Origin of the sequence: Gymnodinialimonas ulvae (assembly GCF_037543845.1) — a bacterium.
GTDB lineage: Bacteria > Pseudomonadota > Alphaproteobacteria > Rhodobacterales > Rhodobacteraceae > Gymnodinialimonas > Gymnodinialimonas ulvae.
On the sequence record NZ_JBBIFX010000001.1, the window covers coordinates 1948273 to 1966498 of the forward strand.

At 64.0% G+C, this 18226-nt stretch carries 17 protein-coding genes; 13 read left to right on the forward strand and 4 right to left on the reverse strand.

Annotated features, from left to right (window positions below):
• Positions 1-90: 90 nt before the first annotated feature.
• The 3 genes from V8J83_RS09430 (at position 91) to V8J83_RS09440 (ending at position 2807) form a co-directional block, all read left to right on the forward strand.
• Positions 91-561, forward strand: a complete 471-nt coding sequence (locus tag V8J83_RS09430; RefSeq protein WP_339985756.1) for an Lrp/AsnC family transcriptional regulator — start codon at positions 91-93, stop codon at positions 559-561.
• Positions 562-751: 190 nt separating this feature from the next.
• Positions 752-1966, forward strand: coding sequence for an NAD(P)/FAD-dependent oxidoreductase (locus V8J83_RS09435; protein WP_339985760.1), 1215 nt, complete (start codon positions 752-754; stop codon positions 1964-1966).
• A gap of 13 nt (positions 1967-1979) precedes the next feature.
• Positions 1980-2807, forward strand: a complete 828-nt coding sequence (locus tag V8J83_RS09440; protein WP_339985762.1) for an NAD-dependent epimerase/dehydratase family protein — start codon at positions 1980-1982, stop codon at positions 2805-2807.
• Between the two features lie 44 nt (positions 2808-2851).
• Here the strand turns inward: V8J83_RS09440 and V8J83_RS09445 are convergent, their stop codons facing one another.
• From V8J83_RS09445 to V8J83_RS09460, 4 genes are read right to left on the reverse strand one after another with little or no spacing between them, the layout of a single operon-like run.
• Positions 2852-3418 (reverse strand): 2-hydroxyacid dehydrogenase, encoded by a 567-nt coding sequence (locus tag V8J83_RS09445; RefSeq protein WP_339985764.1) that lies wholly within the window; start codon positions 3416-3418, stop codon positions 2852-2854.
• 1 nt (position 3419) lies between these two features.
• Entirely contained in the window at positions 3420-4313 is an 894-nt protein-coding gene (gene sucD / locus V8J83_RS09450; RefSeq protein WP_339985766.1) for a succinate--CoA ligase subunit alpha, read from the reverse strand.
• Complete coding sequence (locus V8J83_RS09455) at positions 4310-5566, reverse strand: malate--CoA ligase subunit beta (protein ID WP_339985768.1); 1257 nt, start codon at positions 5564-5566, stop codon at positions 4310-4312. Before V8J83_RS09455 ends, sucD begins: the two co-directional genes overlap by 4 nt.
• Before the next feature lie 6 nt (positions 5567-5572).
• Complete coding sequence (locus V8J83_RS09460; protein WP_339985770.1) at positions 5573-6820, reverse strand: pyridoxal-phosphate-dependent aminotransferase family protein; 1248 nt, start codon at positions 6818-6820, stop codon at positions 5573-5575.
• A 217-nt stretch (positions 6821-7037) separates the two neighbouring features.
• Here V8J83_RS09460 and V8J83_RS09465 point away from each other — a divergent pair, with 217 nt between their 5' ends.
• From V8J83_RS09465 to V8J83_RS09510, 10 genes are all read left to right on the forward strand, one after another.
• Positions 7038-7673 carry a response regulator transcription factor gene (locus V8J83_RS09465; RefSeq protein WP_339985772.1) on the forward strand — a complete coding sequence of 212 codons (636 nt, stop codon included), beginning with the start codon at positions 7038-7040 and terminating at the stop codon, positions 7671-7673.
• Between the two features lie 99 nt (positions 7674-7772).
• A complete protein-coding gene (locus tag V8J83_RS09470; RefSeq protein ID WP_339985774.1) occupies positions 7773-8747 on the forward strand; it encodes an HpcH/HpaI aldolase/citrate lyase family protein in 975 nt (324 codons plus the stop codon).
• Between the two features lie 94 nt (positions 8748-8841).
• The gene (locus V8J83_RS09475) at positions 8842-10941 is read left to right on the forward strand and encodes a hydantoinase/oxoprolinase family protein (RefSeq protein WP_339985776.1); all 2100 of its coding nucleotides are present in this window, start codon (positions 8842-8844) and stop codon (positions 10939-10941) included.
• Entirely contained in the window at positions 10938-12641 is a 1704-nt protein-coding gene (locus V8J83_RS09480; RefSeq protein WP_339985779.1) for a hydantoinase B/oxoprolinase family protein, read from the forward strand. Before V8J83_RS09475 ends, V8J83_RS09480 begins: the two co-directional genes overlap by 4 nt.
• Before the next feature lie 288 nt (positions 12642-12929).
• A complete protein-coding gene (hisD, locus tag V8J83_RS09485; protein ID WP_339985781.1) occupies positions 12930-14237 on the forward strand; it encodes a histidinol dehydrogenase in 1308 nt (435 codons plus the stop codon).
• Positions 14230-14991 carry an SDR family NAD(P)-dependent oxidoreductase gene (locus V8J83_RS09490; RefSeq protein WP_339985783.1) on the forward strand — a complete coding sequence of 254 codons (762 nt, stop codon included), beginning with the start codon at positions 14230-14232 and terminating at the stop codon, positions 14989-14991. Before hisD ends, V8J83_RS09490 begins: the two co-directional genes overlap by 8 nt.
• Positions 14988-15968: an alcohol dehydrogenase catalytic domain-containing protein gene (locus tag V8J83_RS09495; RefSeq protein WP_339985785.1), complete on the forward strand. Its 981-nt coding sequence runs from the start codon at positions 14988-14990 to the stop codon at positions 15966-15968. Before V8J83_RS09490 ends, V8J83_RS09495 begins: the two co-directional genes overlap by 4 nt.
• Positions 15969-16073: 105 nt before the next feature.
• On the forward strand, positions 16074-16580 hold the full coding sequence (locus tag V8J83_RS09500; RefSeq protein WP_339985787.1) for a sulfopyruvate decarboxylase subunit alpha: 507 nt from the start codon (positions 16074-16076) through the stop codon (positions 16578-16580).
• The gene (gene comE, locus V8J83_RS09505) at positions 16577-17131 is read left to right on the forward strand and encodes a sulfopyruvate decarboxylase subunit beta (RefSeq protein ID WP_339985789.1); all 555 of its coding nucleotides are present in this window, start codon (positions 16577-16579) and stop codon (positions 17129-17131) included. Before V8J83_RS09500 ends, comE begins: the two co-directional genes overlap by 4 nt.
• A 1-nt stretch (position 17132) precedes the next feature.
• A complete protein-coding gene (locus V8J83_RS09510) occupies positions 17133-18221 on the forward strand; it encodes an alpha-hydroxy acid oxidase (protein WP_339985791.1) in 1089 nt (362 codons plus the stop codon).
• Positions 18222-18226 lie beyond the last annotated feature (5 nt).

Here is an 18226-nt window from a genome sequence, read left to right on the forward strand (position 1 = left end):
CAGAATTCGAGAAGACGGATTGCCCGTTTGGGAGTATCTTTTCGAATGAATCGCCCAAATTTGACCAGAGAAGTGATATCTATGCGCCTTTTGCCACACGATAACAGCCGATTGGACGCCGCCGATCTTCGGATTCTCTCGGTACTTGCCGCCGAGGGGCGGATCCCGGTGACGGAGCTTGCGGGCCGCGTCGGCCTGTCGAAAACGCCGTGCCAGACGCGGATGAAGCGGTTGCAGGAAGAGGGGTATATTCAGGGATTTCGCGCGGTTCTGGACCCCGCGCGGCTGGGTCTGGCGCATGTGGCCTTTGTCGAGGTGAAGCTGGAGGACACGCGCGAGCCTGCGCTCAGGGCATTCAACGACGCGGCCCGCGCGGTGCCCGAGATCGAGCAATGCCACATGATCGCGGGCGCGTTCGACTACCTGTTGAAGGTGCGCTCGACCGATATCGGTGACTATCGCCGCGTGTTGGGGGAGGTGATCAGCCGCCTGCCCCATGTCGCGGCGACCTCGACCCATGTGTCGATGGAGGCGGTAAAGGACGAAAACGGCCTGTCCTGAAGCGTTTGACCAAAACCTGGATCATGGCTTTTGGCCGGGCGCGTGGCGGCATAAGAGTGTCGCGCGCGCCCGGCCTTTCGCTGATGGCTCAGGTTAAAGGCCGGGCGCTTTTGGGCCACAGAGCTTGCCAATGCGGGCGACCTGAGACAGCTTGCACGACAGGGGGCCCAAGACCGAAGCGGGGAGAGTTATGGTCAAGGCGACATTCGATACCGTGCCTGCACGCGACAGCTATGATGTCGTGATCGTGGGCGGCGCAATCATGGGATCCTCCACGGCGTGGTGGTTGACCGAATTGGGGTTCGACGGCAGCGTTTTGGTGGTGGAACGCGACCCGTCGTACGAGGCGTGCTCGACCGCGCATACGAATTCCTGCATGCGGCAGCAATTCTCGACCGAATTAAACGTGCGCATCAGCCAGTTTGCCGCCGATTTCGTGAACAACATTCGCACGCGCATGGGCGACGACGACCGCATTCCAGAGCTGTCGGTGCGGTCGTTTGGGTACATGTATCTGGCGGATACCGAAGACTTCGCAAATGTCCTGCGCCAGAATATCGAGGTGCAGCATGCCGCCGGTGCCGCCACGGAATTGCTGAGCCCCGATGAGATCACGGCGCGGTATCCGTTCTATAACGTGGACGATATCGTTCTGGGGTCGATCAACACCGTGAACGAAGGCTATTGGGACGGCGCGACCGTCTTTGAATGGTGGAAACGTCAGGCCCGCGAGCGCGGGGTGGAATACATCGCAGGCGAGGTCGTCGAGATGACCCGGTCGGCGCGCGGCGTGGAAAGTGTGACGCTGGCCAGCGGGCCTGTCGTGACCTGCGGCACCGTGGTGAACGCATCGGGCCCGCGCGCGGCCCGCACCGCGCAGATGGCGGGAATTGACGTACCGGTGGAGCCGCGCAAGCGGTATTCCTGGGTGTTCAAGGCGGAACGCCCGCTTGACCGTGATCTGCCTTTGACGATTGACCCATCGGGCGTGCATTGCCGCGAAAACGGCGGTGGCACCTATCAGGCCGGGGGGCATTCCGACATAGATCCGGCGGTGGATTTTGACGATTTCACCATGGACCACGGGATGTGGGAAAACCACGTTTGGCCGGTTCTTGCGACGCGCATCCCCGCGTTCGAGGCGGTGAAGGTGCAGGCCGAATGGGCCGGGCATTATGCGTTGAACACGCTCGATCACAACGCGATCCTCGGGCCGCATCCGGAGGTGTCGAACTTTGTGTTCTTGAATGGGTTTTCGGGGCATGGGCTGCAGCAAAGCCCCGCGATGGGGCGGGCGACGGCGGAATGGTTGATCCACGGGGCCTATCGAACGCTCGACATGAGCCCGTTTTCGTATGAGCGGATCGTGCGCAACGATCCGATCCTTGAGACTGCCGTTATCTGAAAGGCGTTGAGTGATGCTTGAAAAAATCGTTTTGACGGGGGCGGCGGGTCGCTGCGGCTCGATCCTGCGGCCGGCTTTGGCGGCGATGTGCAAGGAGTTCATCAGTTCCGACATCGTGGACAGCGTCGGGGATTTGGCCGCGAACGAGACCTATGTGAAGGCGGATCTGGCGGATTACGCGGCAATTGCGGGCCTGATGGACGGGGTCGAGATGGTCGTGCATTTCGGCGCGATCGTGGATGAAGGGCCGTTTGAAGAGCTCTTGGGGCCGAATTTCATCGGCTCGTACAATGTGTGGGAAAGCGCGCAGAAGGCGGGCGCGCGGCGGATCGTCTATGCGTCGTCGATCCATGCGGTGGGGATGCATCCACGGGCTTCTTATATCGGAATTGACGCGGAGCATCGGCCTGACACGTTCTACGGTCTGGCGAAGTGTTTCACCGAAGATCTGGGCCGGATGTATTGGGAAAAGCGCGGGATCGAGTCGGTGCATCTGCGCATTCTGTCCTGCGCCCCGGTGAAGAACGCGCGCGCGTTGGGCACGTGGTTGAGCGACGGCGATCTGGTGCATCTGGTGGAGCGTTCGATTGACACGCCGACGACCGGATTTGCGGTGATCTACGGCGTCTCGGCCAATGATCGCGCGCCGGTGGACAATTCCAAGGCGTCGTTCCTGGGGTATCGGCCCCGCGACAATGCCGAGCAATTCGCCGAAGAGATTATCGCACAGGAGGGTGCGGGCGATCCGACCGATCTGGCGCAGATGGTACATGGTGGGCCATTCGGGACGGTGGCGCTTGGCAAAGGCGGCGCGGCGGCGGCGGCGAAGGGCGACGATTGAGCGGTTGACCCTTGGTTGCCGACTGTGTGCTTTGCGTCCCGTTGTCAGGCGACAAGCGTGAGGGTCGGCGCGGTCGGCGCGGCACCCGCGCGCAGCAGGCCGTCGCAATGGGCCAGCACAGGGTCGAGGCGTGCGCCGTCGAACCGGTCCATCGCGGCACCACCGATCATGTCGAACATCAACGATTGCGCCAGCGCGGTCTGATCCACAAGCTGCGCGCAGGCGGTGTTCACCAAAACCGCCTCTTCTTTCATAAGATCCATCCGCGGCGCGTCGATTAGGTGCCGGTTTCCCGGGCCACTGGGGCAATGCAGGCTGACGACATCGGCCATGGCGAGCAGGTCTTCGATGCGGTCCACCTGCCGCGCGGAAAGGCGGTCGAGCAGCGCGGGCGCGACGGTGCTGCGGGTGAAGACGACGATGGACATCCCAAGATCGAAACGGGCCCGGCGCGCCACCGCCTGCCCCACCTGTCCAAAGCCGATCAGCCCGAGGGTCCGCCCCGCGAGTTCCGGCGCGGTCAGGCCGGGGATCTTGCCGCCCGGCAGCGCGCAGACGCGGCGGCGCGCGAGGCGCAGGATCAGGTCGATGGTCAGGTCCACCGGGCCCATGTCAGGCGGCCGCGGGCGTCAGGACGGAGGCAATCGTTGCGCCAATGGTCGAGGGACTTTCGGCGACCGTCACACCGGCGGCGGACAGGATTTCGACCTTCTCCGACGCGCTTTCGCCAAACGCGGAAATGATCGCGCCCGCATGGCCCATGGTGCGGCCCTTGGGGGCGGTGAGACCGGCGACATAGGCGACGACCGGCTTGGTCATGTGGGTCTGGATGTAATCCGCGGCCTCGGCCTCCTGCGGGCCGCCGATCTCGCCGATCATGGCGACGATATGGGTATCTGGATCGGCCTCGAACCGTTCGAGAATGTCGCGGAAGGAGGACCCGTTTATCGGGTCGCCGCCGATGCCGACGGAGGTCGAGACGCCAAGGCCAAGGTCCTTGAGCTGTGCGGCCGCCTCGTAGCCGAGCGTGCCGGAGCGGCCCACGATGCCGACGTTTCCGGGCAGGTAGATATGGCCGGGCATGATGCCGAGCATGGCTTTGCCGGGGCTGATCGTACCGGCGCAATTCGGCCCGGTCAGGACCATCCGCCGCTCTTTGGGGTAACGGTACATGTAGCGTTTGACGCGGATCATGTCCTGCGCGGGGATGCCATCGGTGATGCAGACGCAATAGCGAATGCCCGCATCGGCAGCCTCCATGATGCTGTCGGCTGCGAACGGCGGGGGCACGAAGACAAGGCTGGCCTCGGCGCGGGTGGCGGCGACGGCCTCTTCGACGGTGTCGAACACGGGCACGCCTTCGCAGGTCTCACCGCCCTTGCCTGGCACGACGCCACCGACGACCTTGGTGCCATAGGCGATCATTTCGGCGGCGTGGAAGCGAGCCATCTTGCCGGTTATGCCCTGCACGATGACGGGGGTATTTTCGTCGAGAAGAATGCTCATGATGCGGCCCTCAGGATCTTTGCGTTTGCGCCCGGGTCGCGGGTCTTTGCGTTTGCGCCCGGGTCGCGGACGACTACCCCTTGGGAGAGATCGTTTTTCCAAGCGCCCACTGCGCGTTCAGCGGCCTCGTTGAGAGTGGCGGCGCGGATGATCGGCAGGCCGGAGCGGGCAAGGATTTTCTGCCCCTCTTCGACATTCGTGCCGGCAAGACGCACGATCACGGGCACCTCGACGCCGACCTCCTGCATCGCCTGCACCACACCCTCGGCAACCCAGTCGCACCGATTGATGCCCGCGAAGATGTTGACCAGGATCGCCTGCACATTCTTGTCCGACAACACCAGGCGGAAGGCCTTGGCGACCCGTTCGGGCGTGGCCCCGCCGCCGATATCAAGGAAGTTCGCCGGATCGCCGCCCGCCAGCTTGATCGTGTCCATCGTGGCCATCGCAAGGCCTGCGCCATTGACGATGCAGCCGATATTGCCGTCGAGGCCGACGTAGTTGAGGCCCCGGTCGGCGGCGCGGCTTTCGCGGGGGTCTTCCTGGCTCTTGTCGCGCAGTTCGGCGACATGGGGGTGCCGGAACAGGGCGTTGTCATCAAAGGTCATTTTCGCATCCAGCGCGAGGACACGGTGATCGGAGGTCACGACGAGCGGGTTGATCTCGACCATGGTGGCGTCCAGCTCGGTGAAGGCGCGGAAGCAGCCCTGCAGGGTGCGGGTGAATTGCTGCACCAGGCCCGCGTCGATGCCAAGCTTGAAGGCCATCTGACGACATTGAAATTCGCGCAGGCCCACGGCGGGCTCGACGGTGGCACGCACGATGCTGTCGGGTTTGTCGGCGGAAATATCCTCGATCTCCATGCCGCCTTCCGCCGAGGCGACGATCATCACGCGCTGGCTGGTGCGGTCGAGCACGAAGCCCAGATAGATCTCGCGCGCGATGGGCACTGCAGCCTCGACATAGACGCGATAGACGCCTTTGCCTTCGGGGCCGGTCTGATGAGTGACCAGCTTCTGCCCGAACATCCCATCTGCGGCGTCGTGGATTTCGACATCGCTGGCGCAGAGTTTTACGCCTCCGGCCTTACCGCGGCCACCGGCGTGGATCTGACTTTTGACCACCCACTTTTCACCGCCCAGTTCGCGGGCGCGGTAGGCGGCCTGTTCGGGGCTGTAGGCAAGCGCGCCGTCCGGCACATTCACCCCGAAATTGGCAAGGATTTCCTTGGCCTGATATTCGTGAATATCCATATCGGATTACTCCGCTGCGATGGCTTGGCCGTAATGGGTGTCGAGGGCGTGTTGCACGGCCTGTTCGTCGAATTGACCGCCCAGATCGCGGATTGCCTGGCCGAAGCGGGCGACGATGTCGCGGATGACATGTTCTTGCAGAAGATTGAGAATACCGATGCGAACCTGCACCGGTGCGCTCAGCGTGGGCCAGATGCCGAAGTTCTGCGCGCGGCAATGCTGCACCAGCTCCATCTCGCGGCCCGCCATGTCGCGCGGCAGGTTGAGCACGATCAGCGACGTCATGTTGGAGGTGACCTCGCATCCCATGGCGGTCACGGCAGATTTCAGCGCGGCTTCATGGAAGGCATAGCCCTTGGCCCGGCGCGCGACGCCGTCCTGCAGAAGGATGCGCAGCGCTTCGTGGAACGCGGAGACCGCATAGGCGGAATGGGTGCGATGGTAGGTGCCTTTTTCCACATCCTTGCCGTCAATGATGCCCCAATGACGGGCCTCCAGGATCGGATGATGCGCAAAGGTGCGGGTGCCGGTTTTCAGCAATTCGGCAATGTAATGGTCGGTGAAGCTGACCGGCGCGTAGGTGAGCGGCAGGCAGCAGATGCCCTTTTGGGGGCAGGAGGCCCATCCGTGGACGCCTGGGAAATCGTCGATGCGGAAATCCTCGACCCCGAGGGAGGAGACGGCATCGACAAGGCCCATCGTGCCATGCTTTTCACAGGCGTCAGAGAAGCCGCGGATGTCGTTCACGCGGCCCGAGCCGGTTTCCCAATGCGCCATCGCGGCCCACTTCGGCTTGTGCGCGGCAAGGGCGGCTTCGACGATCTCGCCAGTGACGCTTTGACCATGGGGCACGTCGATGATGGTGACGGAGGCGGCCTGCGGGTCCATCGGGTTGGCGGCGAGTTCCTCGGACGTGGCGGCGCGCATGCGCACGGTCAGGCCGTCGATGCCGGAGAAGGTGCCGTTGACGAACATCACGACGCGGTCCCCGGGCTGCACCGCGCTGAACATCACGTCGAGACCGGACCAGCCGGTGCCTGCCACGCCGTAGGTGTGCACGTTGTCGGTGCCCATCACGGCGCGCAACATGTGCTTGCATTCGACCATGCCGCGCAGGACGTCGCCATGCATGTGATCGGCCAGGCCTGCGCCGGCGAAGCGCGCGAGGACACGGCCATCGGTGTTGCCAGGGCCGGGGCCGGCGGCGATGGTTTCCGGGATTTCCAATTGTGGGAACAGGGTCGCGTCGGTCATGGTCTCTCCGTGCGGTGCGGCGCTTGGCCGGTGTGGGTCTCTGGGTCGTTGCGCAGACGATACGGGCCAGGGAAAACTGGACAACGGACACAATACCTGCTTTTGGGTAGAAATAAGCGCGGGGAATTTACTACCCATATTGGTAAATATACGATGGCATACCAAATTTTACCCCACCCATACGGGTAGTAAATTGCGAATGCGGAAGTGATAACAGATGGTTAATGCACCGATCGACATCATGCTGGCCGATGGCAATCCACTGGTTCTATCGGCCCTGTCGGAGCTGATCGACCGGGACGCGCGATTCTCGCTGGTGGCGACAGCGGCGACGGCGGAGGGCTTTTTGGGCACGGCGATGCGCGTCCCGGTGCAGGTCGGAGTGATCGACTGGTCCCTGCCTGCACTGGGTGGTGCCAAACTTATAGAAGTTTTGCGGGATCAGGCCCATGCCCCGCGTGTCGTGGTTTATGCCGAAGACACCGGCGACCTGCCGCGCCTGGCGATGGCCGCCGGGGCCGCTGGATATGCGCCGCGCTCGTCTTCGGCGGAAACGCTGCTCGACATCTGCGTTGATGTTGCGGCGGGCAAGATGGTGTTTCCGTTCGTGGACATCCGCGAATTGCAGGCCGACCCGATCCAGAGCCTGTCGCGCAAGGAACGGGCGATGCTGGAGGCGCTGTCGGAGGGGCTGACCAACCGGGAGCTTTCGGCAAAGCTTGGCGTGTCCACGAACACGGTGAAATTCCACCTGTCCAACCTCTACGACAAGCTGTCCGTGAAGAACCGCGCGCAGGCGATTGCATTCTATTATTCGTCGCGCCTGGCGCTGCAACGCGACACGCCTCAATAGACGCGTGGTATGCGATCGTAGACCCAGATATGTCTTGACACAAACGGTCGCCAAGACGCCTTTTGCCGCAACTTTGTTACTTCACGAAAGGCGGCAACCATGTCCTTCCACCCCATTGAACAGGCCCCTGCACGGCTCAACCGCTCCGAATTGGCAGTGCCCGGATCGCAGCCGCAAATGTTTGAAAAAGCGGCACAATCCGACGTCGATGTGATCTTCCTCGACCTCGAGGATGCGGTGGCGCCGGATGAGAAAGCGCAGGCGCGCAAGAACATCATCCGGGCGCTCAACGAGGTCGATTGGAACACCAAGACGATGTCGGTTCGAATCAACGGTCTCGACACCCATTACATGTATCGCGACGTTGTGGATGTCGTGGAACAGGCCGGCGAGCGGCTGGATCTGATCATGATCCCGAAGGTCGGCACGGCGGCGGATGTCTATGCCGTCGACATGATGGTGACGCAGATCGAGGATGCGGTGGGCCTCAAGGATCGCATCGGGTTCGAACACATCATCGAAACCGCCCTCGGCATGCAAAATATCACCGAGATCGCGGGGGCCTCGAAACGCAATGAGAGCCTGCATTTCGGCGTGGCGGATTACGCCGCCTACACCCGCGCGCGGACCACGAATATCGGCGGCGTGAACCCCGACTACGCCGTGCTGACCGACGACATGGGCGACGGGCGCGCAGTGCATTGGGGCGACATGTGGCACTACGCGTTGGCACGGATGGTTGTGGCGGCGCGGGCGAACGGATTGCGCCCCATCGACGGGCCGTTCGGCGATTTCAGCGACGCCGACGGCTACCGCGCGGCGGCCAATCGTGCGGCTGTTCTGGGATGTGAGGGCAAATGGGCGATCCACCCGAGCCAGATCGCATTGGCCAACGAGGTGATGAGCCCGTCGGAGGCCGACATCACCAAGGCGCATCGCATCCTGGAAGCCATGGCGGAGGCGGAGGCGGCCGGCAAAGGTGCGGTCAGCCTCGACGGACGGTTGATCGACTACGCCTCGATCCGGCAGGCGGAGGTTCTGGTGGAAAAGGCCAAGCAGATCGCGGGGGCCTGAGCCGTACCCCCCCGCCACTGGCGAGACAGGGGGTTGTCCAACACCGCGCGCCCGGCTCTAACTGCGGTTAACGGAGTTCTGGTCGGGGGCCAAAATGGCATCGTCATCCAACCGCCTTGGCGTCGATATCGGCGGCACGTTTACAGATGTCGTGCTTGAAACGCAGGGCGGGCAATTTTCGACCAAGGTGCTGACGACCTACGCCGCACCGGAGGACGCGATCCTTGACGGGATGGGCCAGGTTTGCGCAAAGGGCGGGGTCACGCCGGGCGACATCGGGCAGATCATTCACGGCACGACGCTGGCCACGAATGCGTTGATCGAGCGGCGCGGCGCGAAGACCGCGTTGATCACGACCGAAGGCTTCCGCGATGTTATTGAAATGCGCACGGAATCGCGGTTCGAGCAATATGACCTGAACCTGACGCTGCCCGAGCCGCTGCTGCCGCGCGAACGGCGGTTCACGGTGCCGGGCCGCGTCGATGCGACGGGGGCGGTGTTGGTGGACCTGCCCCGCGCCGAGGTGGAGGCCGTGGTCGAACGCATCGCCGAGGGCGGGTTTGAAAGCGTCGCCGTGGGGTTGATACATTCGTACCTGAACCCGGCCCATGAACGATTGGTGCGCGAGGTGCTGCGCGCCCGTTTGCCGGATGTGTCGATCTCGATTTCGTCGGATGTGTCGCCGCAGATGCGCGAATACGAGCGGTTCAACACGGTGGTTGCAAACGCCTATATCAAGCCGTTGATGGCGTCCTATCTGGGCCGGTTGGAGGACCGTTTGCGCGGTGAGGGCGTCGATTGCCCGGTGTTCCTGATGCATTCGGGGGGTGGGATTATTTCCATCGGGGATGCGGCGGAGTTCCCGGTGCGGTTGGTGGAATCCGGGCCTGCGGGCGGGGCGGTGTTTGCCGCGCACATCGCCGGGCGTCATGGGCTTTCAAAGGTGCTGAGCTTTGACATGGGGGGCACGACCGCGAAGATTTGCCTGATCAAGGATCAGACGCCCAAGACCTCGCGCGTGTTCGAGGTCGCGCGGACGTACCGGTTCAAGAAAGGTTCGGGCATGCCCATTTCGATCCCGGTGATTGATATGGTGGAGATCGGCGCGGGCGGGGGATCGCTGGCCCATGTGGACGCGATGCGCCAGATACGGGTGGGCCCGGAAAGCGCCGGATCGGAACCGGGACCGGCATGCTACGGGCGCGGCGGCGCGCGGCCTGCAGTGACGGATGCGGATTTGGTCCTGGGCAAGCTCGACCCCGAGAATTTCGCGGGCGGGACGATCAGCTTGTCGCCCGCCGCCTCGGAGGACGCGCTGCGCGCACAGATCGGCGAAACGCTTGAGATGGAGGCATCCGAGGCTGCGTTCGGCGTGGCGGAAGTGGTGGATGAAAACATGGCCAACGCCGCGCGGGTGCATGCGGTGGAAAATGGCGAAGACCTGAGCGATTACACGATGATTGCCTTTGGCGGCGCCGCGCCGCTGCATGCCGGGCGGCTGTGCGAAAAGCTTGGGATCGCGCGGTGCCTTGTGCCGCCGGGCGCGGGCGTGGGCAGCGCCATCGGCTTTCTGCGCGCGCCGTTCAGTTTTGAGGCCAACCGCTCGGTCTACATGCGGCTGAAGGCATTTGACGCGGATCGGATCAAGGCGTTGCTGGCCGAATTGCAGGCGGAGGCCACGGGTTTTGTGCGCAGTTGCGATGCGCAGGCGCCGATCCTGTCGGAGTTCAAGGTCTACATGCGCTATTCTGGTCAGGGCTGGGAAATTCCGATCCCGCTGACCGAGGCGCAGGCCATGGCACCGGACGCGGGCACGTTCCAGCGACGGTTCGAGGAGGAATACACCAAGCTGTTCGCGCGCATTGTGGCGGGGATGGACATCGAGATCACGGTCTGGGCGGTCAACGCCACGACACCGCCCACGCCCCCGGATGCGTTGGCGAATGTCGCGGCAACCGGCGCGGCGGCGGCGGACGGCGCGCGGCCCCTGTTCGACCCCGCGGAGGCGGCATTCACGCAGGCCGCCACGATCAGCAGGCCCGCGTTGCAGCGCGGCCAGATCGCGCAAGGCCCCGCCGTTATTGTAGAAGATGAGACCACGATTATCGTGCCCACCAGCCGCGAAGCGATGTGTCTTGGCGATGGCTGCATCGACGTGCGATTGAGGCCAGCAACCGACGGAGCAGCCCCATGAGCCAATCCAATGTCGCCTATCAGATCATGTGGAACCGCCTGATTTCGGTGGTCGAGGAACAGGCGCAAGCCTTGGTGCGCACGGCGTTTTCCACCTCGGTCCGCGAAGCGGGGGATTTGTCGGCGGGGGTCTACGACCGCGAGGGGCAGATGTTGGCGCAGGCCGTCACGGGCACGCCGGGCCATGTCAACGCGATGGCCGATGCGGTGGCGCATTTCATCCGGCGCATCGGGCGCGAGACTATGTATGACGGCGACGTCTACATCACCAACGACCCGTGGGAGGGCACCGGCCACCTGCATGACATCACCATGGTCACGCCCTCCTTCTACAACAATGAGCTGGTCGGTTTCTTCGCCTGCACCGCGCATATCGTGGACATCGGCGGGCGCGGGTTCGGAGCCGATGCGCAGAGCGTTTATGAAGAAGGGTTGTATATCCCGATCCTGAAATTCGCGGATCGGGGCAAGGTTGACGAGACGTTGACCCGGATTATTCGCGGCAATGTGCGCGAGCCGGATCAGTTGATCGGCGACATCTATGCGTTGGCGACCTGCAACGAGATCGGGCACCGGCGGTTGGTGGATATGATGGAGGAGTTCGGGCTGCGCGATCTTGACGGGATCGCGGCGTTCATTCTCGACAATTCGCGGCGCGCGACGTTGGACGCGATCAACGCCCTGCCCCGCACATCGGCCGAAGGGTCGATGACGATGGACGGGTTCGACACGCCGATCACGCTGAAGGTAAACGTCCGCGTCGAGCAGGACCGGATCGTGACCGATTTCGCCGGCACGAGCGGCGTAGACAAGAAGGGGATCAATTGCCCGCTGGTCTATACCAAGGCCTATGCGTGCTATGCTTTGAAGGTCGCGATTGCGCCCGAGATCCCCAACAACGCGGCCTCGCTGGCGCCGTTCGAGGTGACCGCGCCTGAGGGCACAATCGTGAACGCGCTGCACCCCGCGCCGGTCGCGCTGCGCCATATTGTGGGCCATTTCGTGCCCGACGCGGTGTTTGATGCGTTCGACAAGATCGTGCCGGGACTTGTGCCTGCCGAGGGGGCGGGATGCCTGTGCAATTTTCAGGTCAGCTTGCGGCCCCGGACGGACGCGCCGGCCCCGCCGGATGCGCGCCGGGCCGAGGTTCTGACGTTCAATTCGGGCGGCTCGGGCGCGCGACCCGGCCATGACGGTATGAACGCGACGGCGTTTCCATCGGGTGTGATGACCATGCCGATCGAGGCCACGGAACATGCCGGGCCAGTGATCATCTGGCGCAAGGAGTTGCGGCCCGACAGCGGCGGCGCGGGTAAGATGCGCGGCGGGCTGGGGCAATACATGGACGTCGGCGCGCGCGAGGGCCATGAGTTCGATATTCAGGCGATGTTCGACCGGGGCGACCACCCCGCGCGCGGGCGGCGCGGTGGCGCGGCGGGCGCGCAGACGCGCATCGCGCAGGACGACGGCACGCCGATGCGGCTCAAAGGCAAGCAATTCGTGGCCCACGGACGACGCGTTGAAATGGCGTTCCCCGGGGGCGCGGGCTATGGCGATCCGTCCGAACGCGCACCTGAGCAGGTGAAGCGTGACCTCGCGCGCGGCTACATCAGCGCCGAGGCGGCAGCGCGGGATTATGGTTTGAGTGCGGATGACATTGCCGAGGTAGAGGCGCTGGTCCGACGCGGAGAGACACTTTAGACCGGCGCCAATCGGCAGAAATCGATCGTGATATCGTGCACGTTCGCGCCAGCATGTCCGCAAAATCGACCCGTGTTCCGCTCCGCTCGGACCATGTGCCCGGATGCCGTGACCATGATCAACGGTACCGCTTGCTTTAATGATATGTAAGCGCTTACATGGCGCCGAAGGAATCGGGAACCGTAGCGCCCTTACCGGCCATGGCCTGCAAGGTCCAAGCTGTGGCAGAGGGCAAGGGCGCGCGCGCCGGATCCACACTGACACCCTAAGCTTAGGACAGGCCCGACGATGACCCGAGAGTATCTGAAAAAAGCGCAACTCACTTCGAAATCCGATGCCTCGGACGTTCATGAGACGGTGCAGACCATCCTTGCCGATATCGAGGCAGGCGGCGATGCGAAGGCGCGGGAATACGCCGCAAAATTCGACAAATACGACGGCAATATCATCCTGACCGCCGAAGAGATCGAAGCCGCCGCCGCGCGCGTCCCCGAAAAACTCAAGGCCGACATCCGCTTCGCCCATGACAACGTGCGCCGCTTCGCCGAGGCGCAGAAATCCACGCTGTCCGATGTCGAGGTCGAGATCGTGCCGGGCTTTGTCGCCGGGCAAAAGGCGATCCCGGTGGACACCGCAGGGTGCTACGTGCCCGGTGGCCGCTACAGCCACATCGCCAGCGCCATCATGACGGTGACCACCGCGAAGGTTGCGGGCTGCAATCACATCGTCGCCACCTCGCCGCCGCGTCCGGGCGTTGGCGTGGCGCCCGCCATCATCTACGCCGCCCATATTTGCGGCGCGGACACGATCATGGCGCTTGGCGGCGTTCAGGGCGTGGCCGCGATGAGCTTTGGCCTGTTCGGCCTGCCGAAGGCGAACATTCTTGTCGGGCCCGGCAACCAGTTTGTGGCAGAAGCCAAGCGCATCCTGTTCGGGCGCGTCGGCATCGACATGATCGCCGGGCCGACCGATAGCCTTGTTCTGGCCGACAAAACGGCGGATGCGCATATCGTGGCGACGGATTTGGTCAGCCAAGCCGAACATGGATACAATTCGCCCGTCTGGCTGGTCACCGACGATCATGACCTGGCCGAAAAGGTCATGGCGTTGGTCCCCGGCCTGATCGACGGTCTGCCCGAGACCAACCGCGAAAACGCCACCGCCGCGTGGCGCGATTATGCAGAGGTCATCGTCTGCGCCGACCGCGAGGACATGGCCGCGTGCTCCGATGAATACGCGCCCGAGCACCTGACCGTTCAGGCCGAGGACCTCGATTGGTGGAAAGATCGGCTGACCTGCTATGGGTCACTATTCGTGGGCGAAGAGACGACGGTGTCCTACGGCGACAAGGCGACCGGGACGAACCATGTGCTGCCGACCTCGGGGGCCGCGTCCTACACGGGCGGGCTTTCGGTGCACAAATACATGAAGATCGTCACCTGGCAGCAAGCCACGCGCGAGGGATCGCGGCAGGTGGCAGAGGCCACGGCCCGCATCTCGCGCCTTGAGGGGATGGAGGGGCACGCCCGCGCGGCGGATGTGCGGCTTGCGAAGTATTTCCCGGGCGAGAATTTCGACCTCAGTGCAGATGGCTGACACCTCGCGCCTGTTCGACCTGACGGGCCGGGTGGCCTGCGTGACCGGAGCCAGTTCGGGCCTCGGGCAACAATCGGCAAGCGCGCTGGCCGATGCCGGGGCGCGCGTGGTTGCCGTGGCACGGCGCGAGGACGCCTTGGCGGCATGGGCCGAGCGCATCGGACCACCGGCGGCGATTGTCGCGGCGGATCTGGCGGAGCGCGACGGGCTGTCGGACGTGGCCGCGCGGGTGTCTGACCCGTTCGGTGCGCCCGACATCGTGGTGCATGCCGCGGGCATCAACACGCGCGAAGCGGCCGATGACGTGACACCCGAGGGATGGGATGTGACGCTCAATCTCAACCTCGCGGCGCCGTTTTTCCTGACGCAGGCGCTGGTGCCCGCGATGAAGGCCAAGGGCTGGGGCCGGGTTGTGCATTTCGCCTCGCTCCAGACGCACCGGGCGTTTACCGGCGGCATGGCCTACGGAACATCGAAGGCCGGGATCGCACAGATGACCCGCGCCATGGCCGAGGCGTGGTCCGGTTTCGGGATCAACACCAACGCGATCGGCCCCGGCTTTTTCCCGACCGCATTGACCGGCCCGGTCTTTGCCGATCCCGAGCGCGCGGCGCGCAATGCCGCGCAAACCTGCGTCGGGCGCAACGGAGCGCTGGAAGATATCGACGGCCCCCTGCTATTTCTGTGTTCAAACGCCTCGGCCTATGTAACGGGGCAGGTTCTGATGGTTGACGGGGGATTCACGGCGAAATGAAGGCGTTGTTCTATGACGGCGTGGAAACGCTGCGCCATCGCGAGGCCGACATGGCCGTTCCGCGCGCCGGTGAACACCTGATCCGGGTGGAGGCCGTGGGCATCTGCGGGTCCGACATGCACGCCTATCTGGGCCATGATGCGCGGCGTCCCGCGCCTTTGATCCTCGGCCACGAGGCGGCGGGTGTGATCGAGGGCGGACCGCGCGACGGTGAGCGTGTGACGGTCAATCCGCTGGTGACGTGCGGGGTTTGCGCGGCCTGTACATCGGCGCGCGAGAACCTGTGCCCCGACCGGCAGATCATTTCGATGCCGCCGCGTGAAGGGGCGTTTGCGCAATATGTCGCCATGCCGGAGGTCAATCTGGTGGCCGTGCCCGATGACGTGCCGCTGGACAAGGCCGCGCTGGCCGAACCGCTCGCCGTCAGCTGGCACGCCGCGCGGCTGGCTCTGGCGGCGTTGCACCCCGCCTCAGATCGCCGCGCGCTGGTGATCGGCGGTGGCGCGATCGGGTTGTCCGCGGCCTTGGCGCTGACGGCGATGGGCGTCGATGACATCACCATCGCAGAGCCCAACGACACGCGCCGCACCTACCTTTTGGACACCTGCGGTCAGATCGCCGTGGCGCAGGCCGATGGCGCCTTTGACCTGATCATTGATGCGGTCGGTTATGCCGCGACCCGCGCCGAGGCCACGGCCCGCGCGGCACCGGGCGGCGTGATCGCCCATGTCGGTCTGGGCGAGGATACAGGCGGGCTCGATATTCGCCGCATGACCCTTCAGGAGATCACCTTCATCGGCACCTACACATATACCGCGCAGGATTTCCGCGATTGCGCCGCCGCCCTGTTCGACGGACGACTTGGCGCGCTCGACTGGACCGAAGCGCGGCCGCTGTCGGGCGGCGCGCAGGCCTTCGCCGACATCCGCGCGGGCCGTGTGCCCGCCCCGAAAATCATCCTCAACCCCCATGCGTGAGCCCCGTTTCAACACCGGCACAGGCCTAGCCATGCAACCGGTTTCCACCTCTCCCACCCCGCGCGCGGTTCGCCGCGTTCCGAACCCATCAGGAGCATCGAAAAAGTGAGTATTTCCAAGAAGCTCGTTGACGATTTCGTCGCCAATGACGTGTCCTTCATCACCACCGTGCCATGCAAGCAGCTGGCCGGTGTGATCGACGAGGTCGAAGCCCGGCCCGAGATTTTCCACATCCCCGCGAACAAGGAAGACGAGGGCATGGGCCTGTGTGCCGGTGCGTGGATGGGCGGCAAGCGCCCCGCGATCATCATGCAGAACACCGCCATCGGCGTGACCATCAACACGCTGGCGACGCTGACGCAATATTACCGGATGCCGCTGCCGATCCTGATTTCCTATCGGGGGGAGCTGCGCGAGCCCGTGGCCTGTCAGGTCGAGATGGCGGTGCACACCAAGGCGCTGCTGAAGCAGATGCTGATCCCGACCTACCACTTCCACAAGGAGTCGGATGCGGATGAGTTCGACGAAATCCTGAAGTACACCTTTATGTCCAACAAGCCCGTCGCGATCCTGACGGACGCATCCTTTTGGGGAGGCTATGGCGACCAATGATCCGTTCTGAAATCCTGCGCGAAATCGCGCCCATCCTGAACCCGCACCTTGTCATCTGCAACATCGGCTTGCCGTCGCAGGAACTGCACATGATCGACGACAACGCGCGGAACTTCTACATGCTCGGCACCATGGGATTGTCGTCTTCGATCGGCCTTGGACTTGCGCTGGCGCAAGACAAGACGGTGATCTCCATCGACGGCGACGGCTCGGTTTTGACCAACCTCGGCACGCTGCCGACGATTGCCAACAACGTGGCCGATAACTTCATCCTGCTGATCATCGACAACGGCTCTTACGGGTCCACTGGCGACCAGCCCACCTATGCGGGCAAGCTGACCAAGCTGGAGAACGTGGCGCGCGCCTGCGGGTGTGAAAACGTTGTGGTTTGCGATGACGTGGACACCGGAAAGACCCTGCAGGCCGCCATCGACAGCAAGCAGATGACGATCATCGTCGCGAAATGCGAAAGCGGCAACATCAAGCTGCCGGTCATCACCAAGGATCCGGTGGTGATCAAGGCCCGCTTCATGGATGCGGTGGCAAGCTGAGATGATCCATTCAAGCGCAGACGCGCGGCGCCTGGCAAAGCGGCGTCTGCCTTGGATGGTCTTCGATTACATCGACGGGGCGGCCGGGGCTGATGAGGCCGGGGCCGCCCGCAACCGCGCCGCTTTCGACGCGCTGACGCTGCGCCCGCGCATCCTGCGAGATGTGAGTGAACGCGACCTGTCGGCAGAGGTTTTCGGCAAGCGTACGAAGGCCCCGTTCGGGATCTCGCCCATGGGCATGTGCAATCTGTCGGGTCCTGGCGCGGACAGGATGCTTGCACGATTGGCCGCGCGCGAAGAGGTGCCGCTTGGAGTCTCGACCGTGGCCTCCACCCCGCTGGAAGATCTTATAGAAGAAGCGCAGGGCAACGCCTGGTTTCAGCTTTACTTCACCGGCGACGGGTCCGAGACGTTCAAGCTGGTCGAGCGTGCCAAGGCCGCCGGATACGAGACGCTTGTTCTGACCGTGGATGTGCCCGAGGTGGGCCGCCGCCCGCGTGAATTGCGCCACGGCTTCACCATGCCGTTCCGCATCGGGCCGAGGCAATTCCTCGATTTCGCCCTGCACCCGCGTTGGTCGATCTCGTCGCTGTTGGCGGGCAAACCCGACATGGCGAATTTCCAGATGGACGGGTTCGCCTTCGACCGCACGGCGAGCCGCGCCAAGGCAGATTGGTCCACATTGGCGCGCCTGCGCGAAGCCTGGCCGGGAAACCTCGTGGTCAAAGGCGTTCTCGACGCGGAGGATGCAGGTCGCCTGAAGGCCGAAGGCGTGGATGCGATCCAGGTGTCGAGTCACGGTGCGCGGCAATTGGAAAGCGCCCCCGCCCCGATCCGCGTTCTGCCCGACATCCGGCAGGCCGTCGGCGCGGATTTTCCGCTGTTCTACGACACCGGATTGCGCAGCGGCGAGGACGTCGTGAAGGCCTATTCGCAAGGTGCCACATTCACCTTCCTGGGCCGCGTGCTACAATTCGCCATCGCGGCGGGGGGCGAGGACGGATTGGACCGGCTCTGGTCGATCCTGAAATCCGAGACCAGTATCACCCTGGCGCAGATCGGCGCAACCGCGCTTCCGCCCGAGGTTTAAGTGCC

What these genes read in the sequence shown, in the direction of transcription:
- V8J83_RS09490 (WP_339985783.1), top strand. Translation starts at nt 14,230, where the DNA reads ATGGCTGACACCTCGCGCCTGTTCGACCTGACGGGCCGGGTGGCCTGC.
- hisD (WP_339985781.1), top strand. Translation starts at nt 12,930, where the DNA reads ATGACCCGAGAGTATCTGAAAAAAGCGCAACTCACTTCGAAATCCGAT.
- V8J83_RS09440 (WP_339985762.1), top strand. Translation starts at nt 1,980, where the DNA reads ATGCTTGAAAAAATCGTTTTGACGGGGGCGGCGGGTCGCTGCGGCTCG.
- V8J83_RS09480 (WP_339985779.1), top strand. Translation starts at nt 10,938, where the DNA reads ATGAGCCAATCCAATGTCGCCTATCAGATCATGTGGAACCGCCTGATT.
- V8J83_RS09455 (WP_339985768.1), bottom strand. Translation starts at nt 5,566, where the DNA reads ATGGATATTCACGAATATCAGGCCAAGGAAATCCTTGCCAATTTCGGG.
- comE (WP_339985789.1), top strand. Translation starts at nt 16,577, where the DNA reads ATGATCCGTTCTGAAATCCTGCGCGAAATCGCGCCCATCCTGAACCCG.
- V8J83_RS09465 (WP_339985772.1), top strand. Translation starts at nt 7,038, where the DNA reads ATGGTTAATGCACCGATCGACATCATGCTGGCCGATGGCAATCCACTG.
- V8J83_RS09470 (WP_339985774.1), top strand. Translation starts at nt 7,773, where the DNA reads ATGTCCTTCCACCCCATTGAACAGGCCCCTGCACGGCTCAACCGCTCC.
- V8J83_RS09475 (WP_339985776.1), top strand. Translation starts at nt 8,842, where the DNA reads ATGGCATCGTCATCCAACCGCCTTGGCGTCGATATCGGCGGCACGTTT.
- V8J83_RS09435 (WP_339985760.1), top strand. Translation starts at nt 752, where the DNA reads ATGGTCAAGGCGACATTCGATACCGTGCCTGCACGCGACAGCTATGAT.
- V8J83_RS09510 (WP_339985791.1), top strand. Translation starts at nt 17,133, where the DNA reads ATGATCCATTCAAGCGCAGACGCGCGGCGCCTGGCAAAGCGGCGTCTG.
- V8J83_RS09460 (WP_339985770.1), bottom strand. Translation starts at nt 6,820, where the DNA reads ATGACCGACGCGACCCTGTTCCCACAATTGGAAATCCCGGAAACCATC.
- V8J83_RS09495 (WP_339985785.1), top strand. Translation starts at nt 14,988, where the DNA reads ATGAAGGCGTTGTTCTATGACGGCGTGGAAACGCTGCGCCATCGCGAG.
- sucD (WP_339985766.1), bottom strand. Translation starts at nt 4,313, where the DNA reads ATGAGCATTCTTCTCGACGAAAATACCCCCGTCATCGTGCAGGGCATA.
- V8J83_RS09445 (WP_339985764.1), bottom strand. Translation starts at nt 3,418, where the DNA reads ATGGGCCCGGTGGACCTGACCATCGACCTGATCCTGCGCCTCGCGCGC.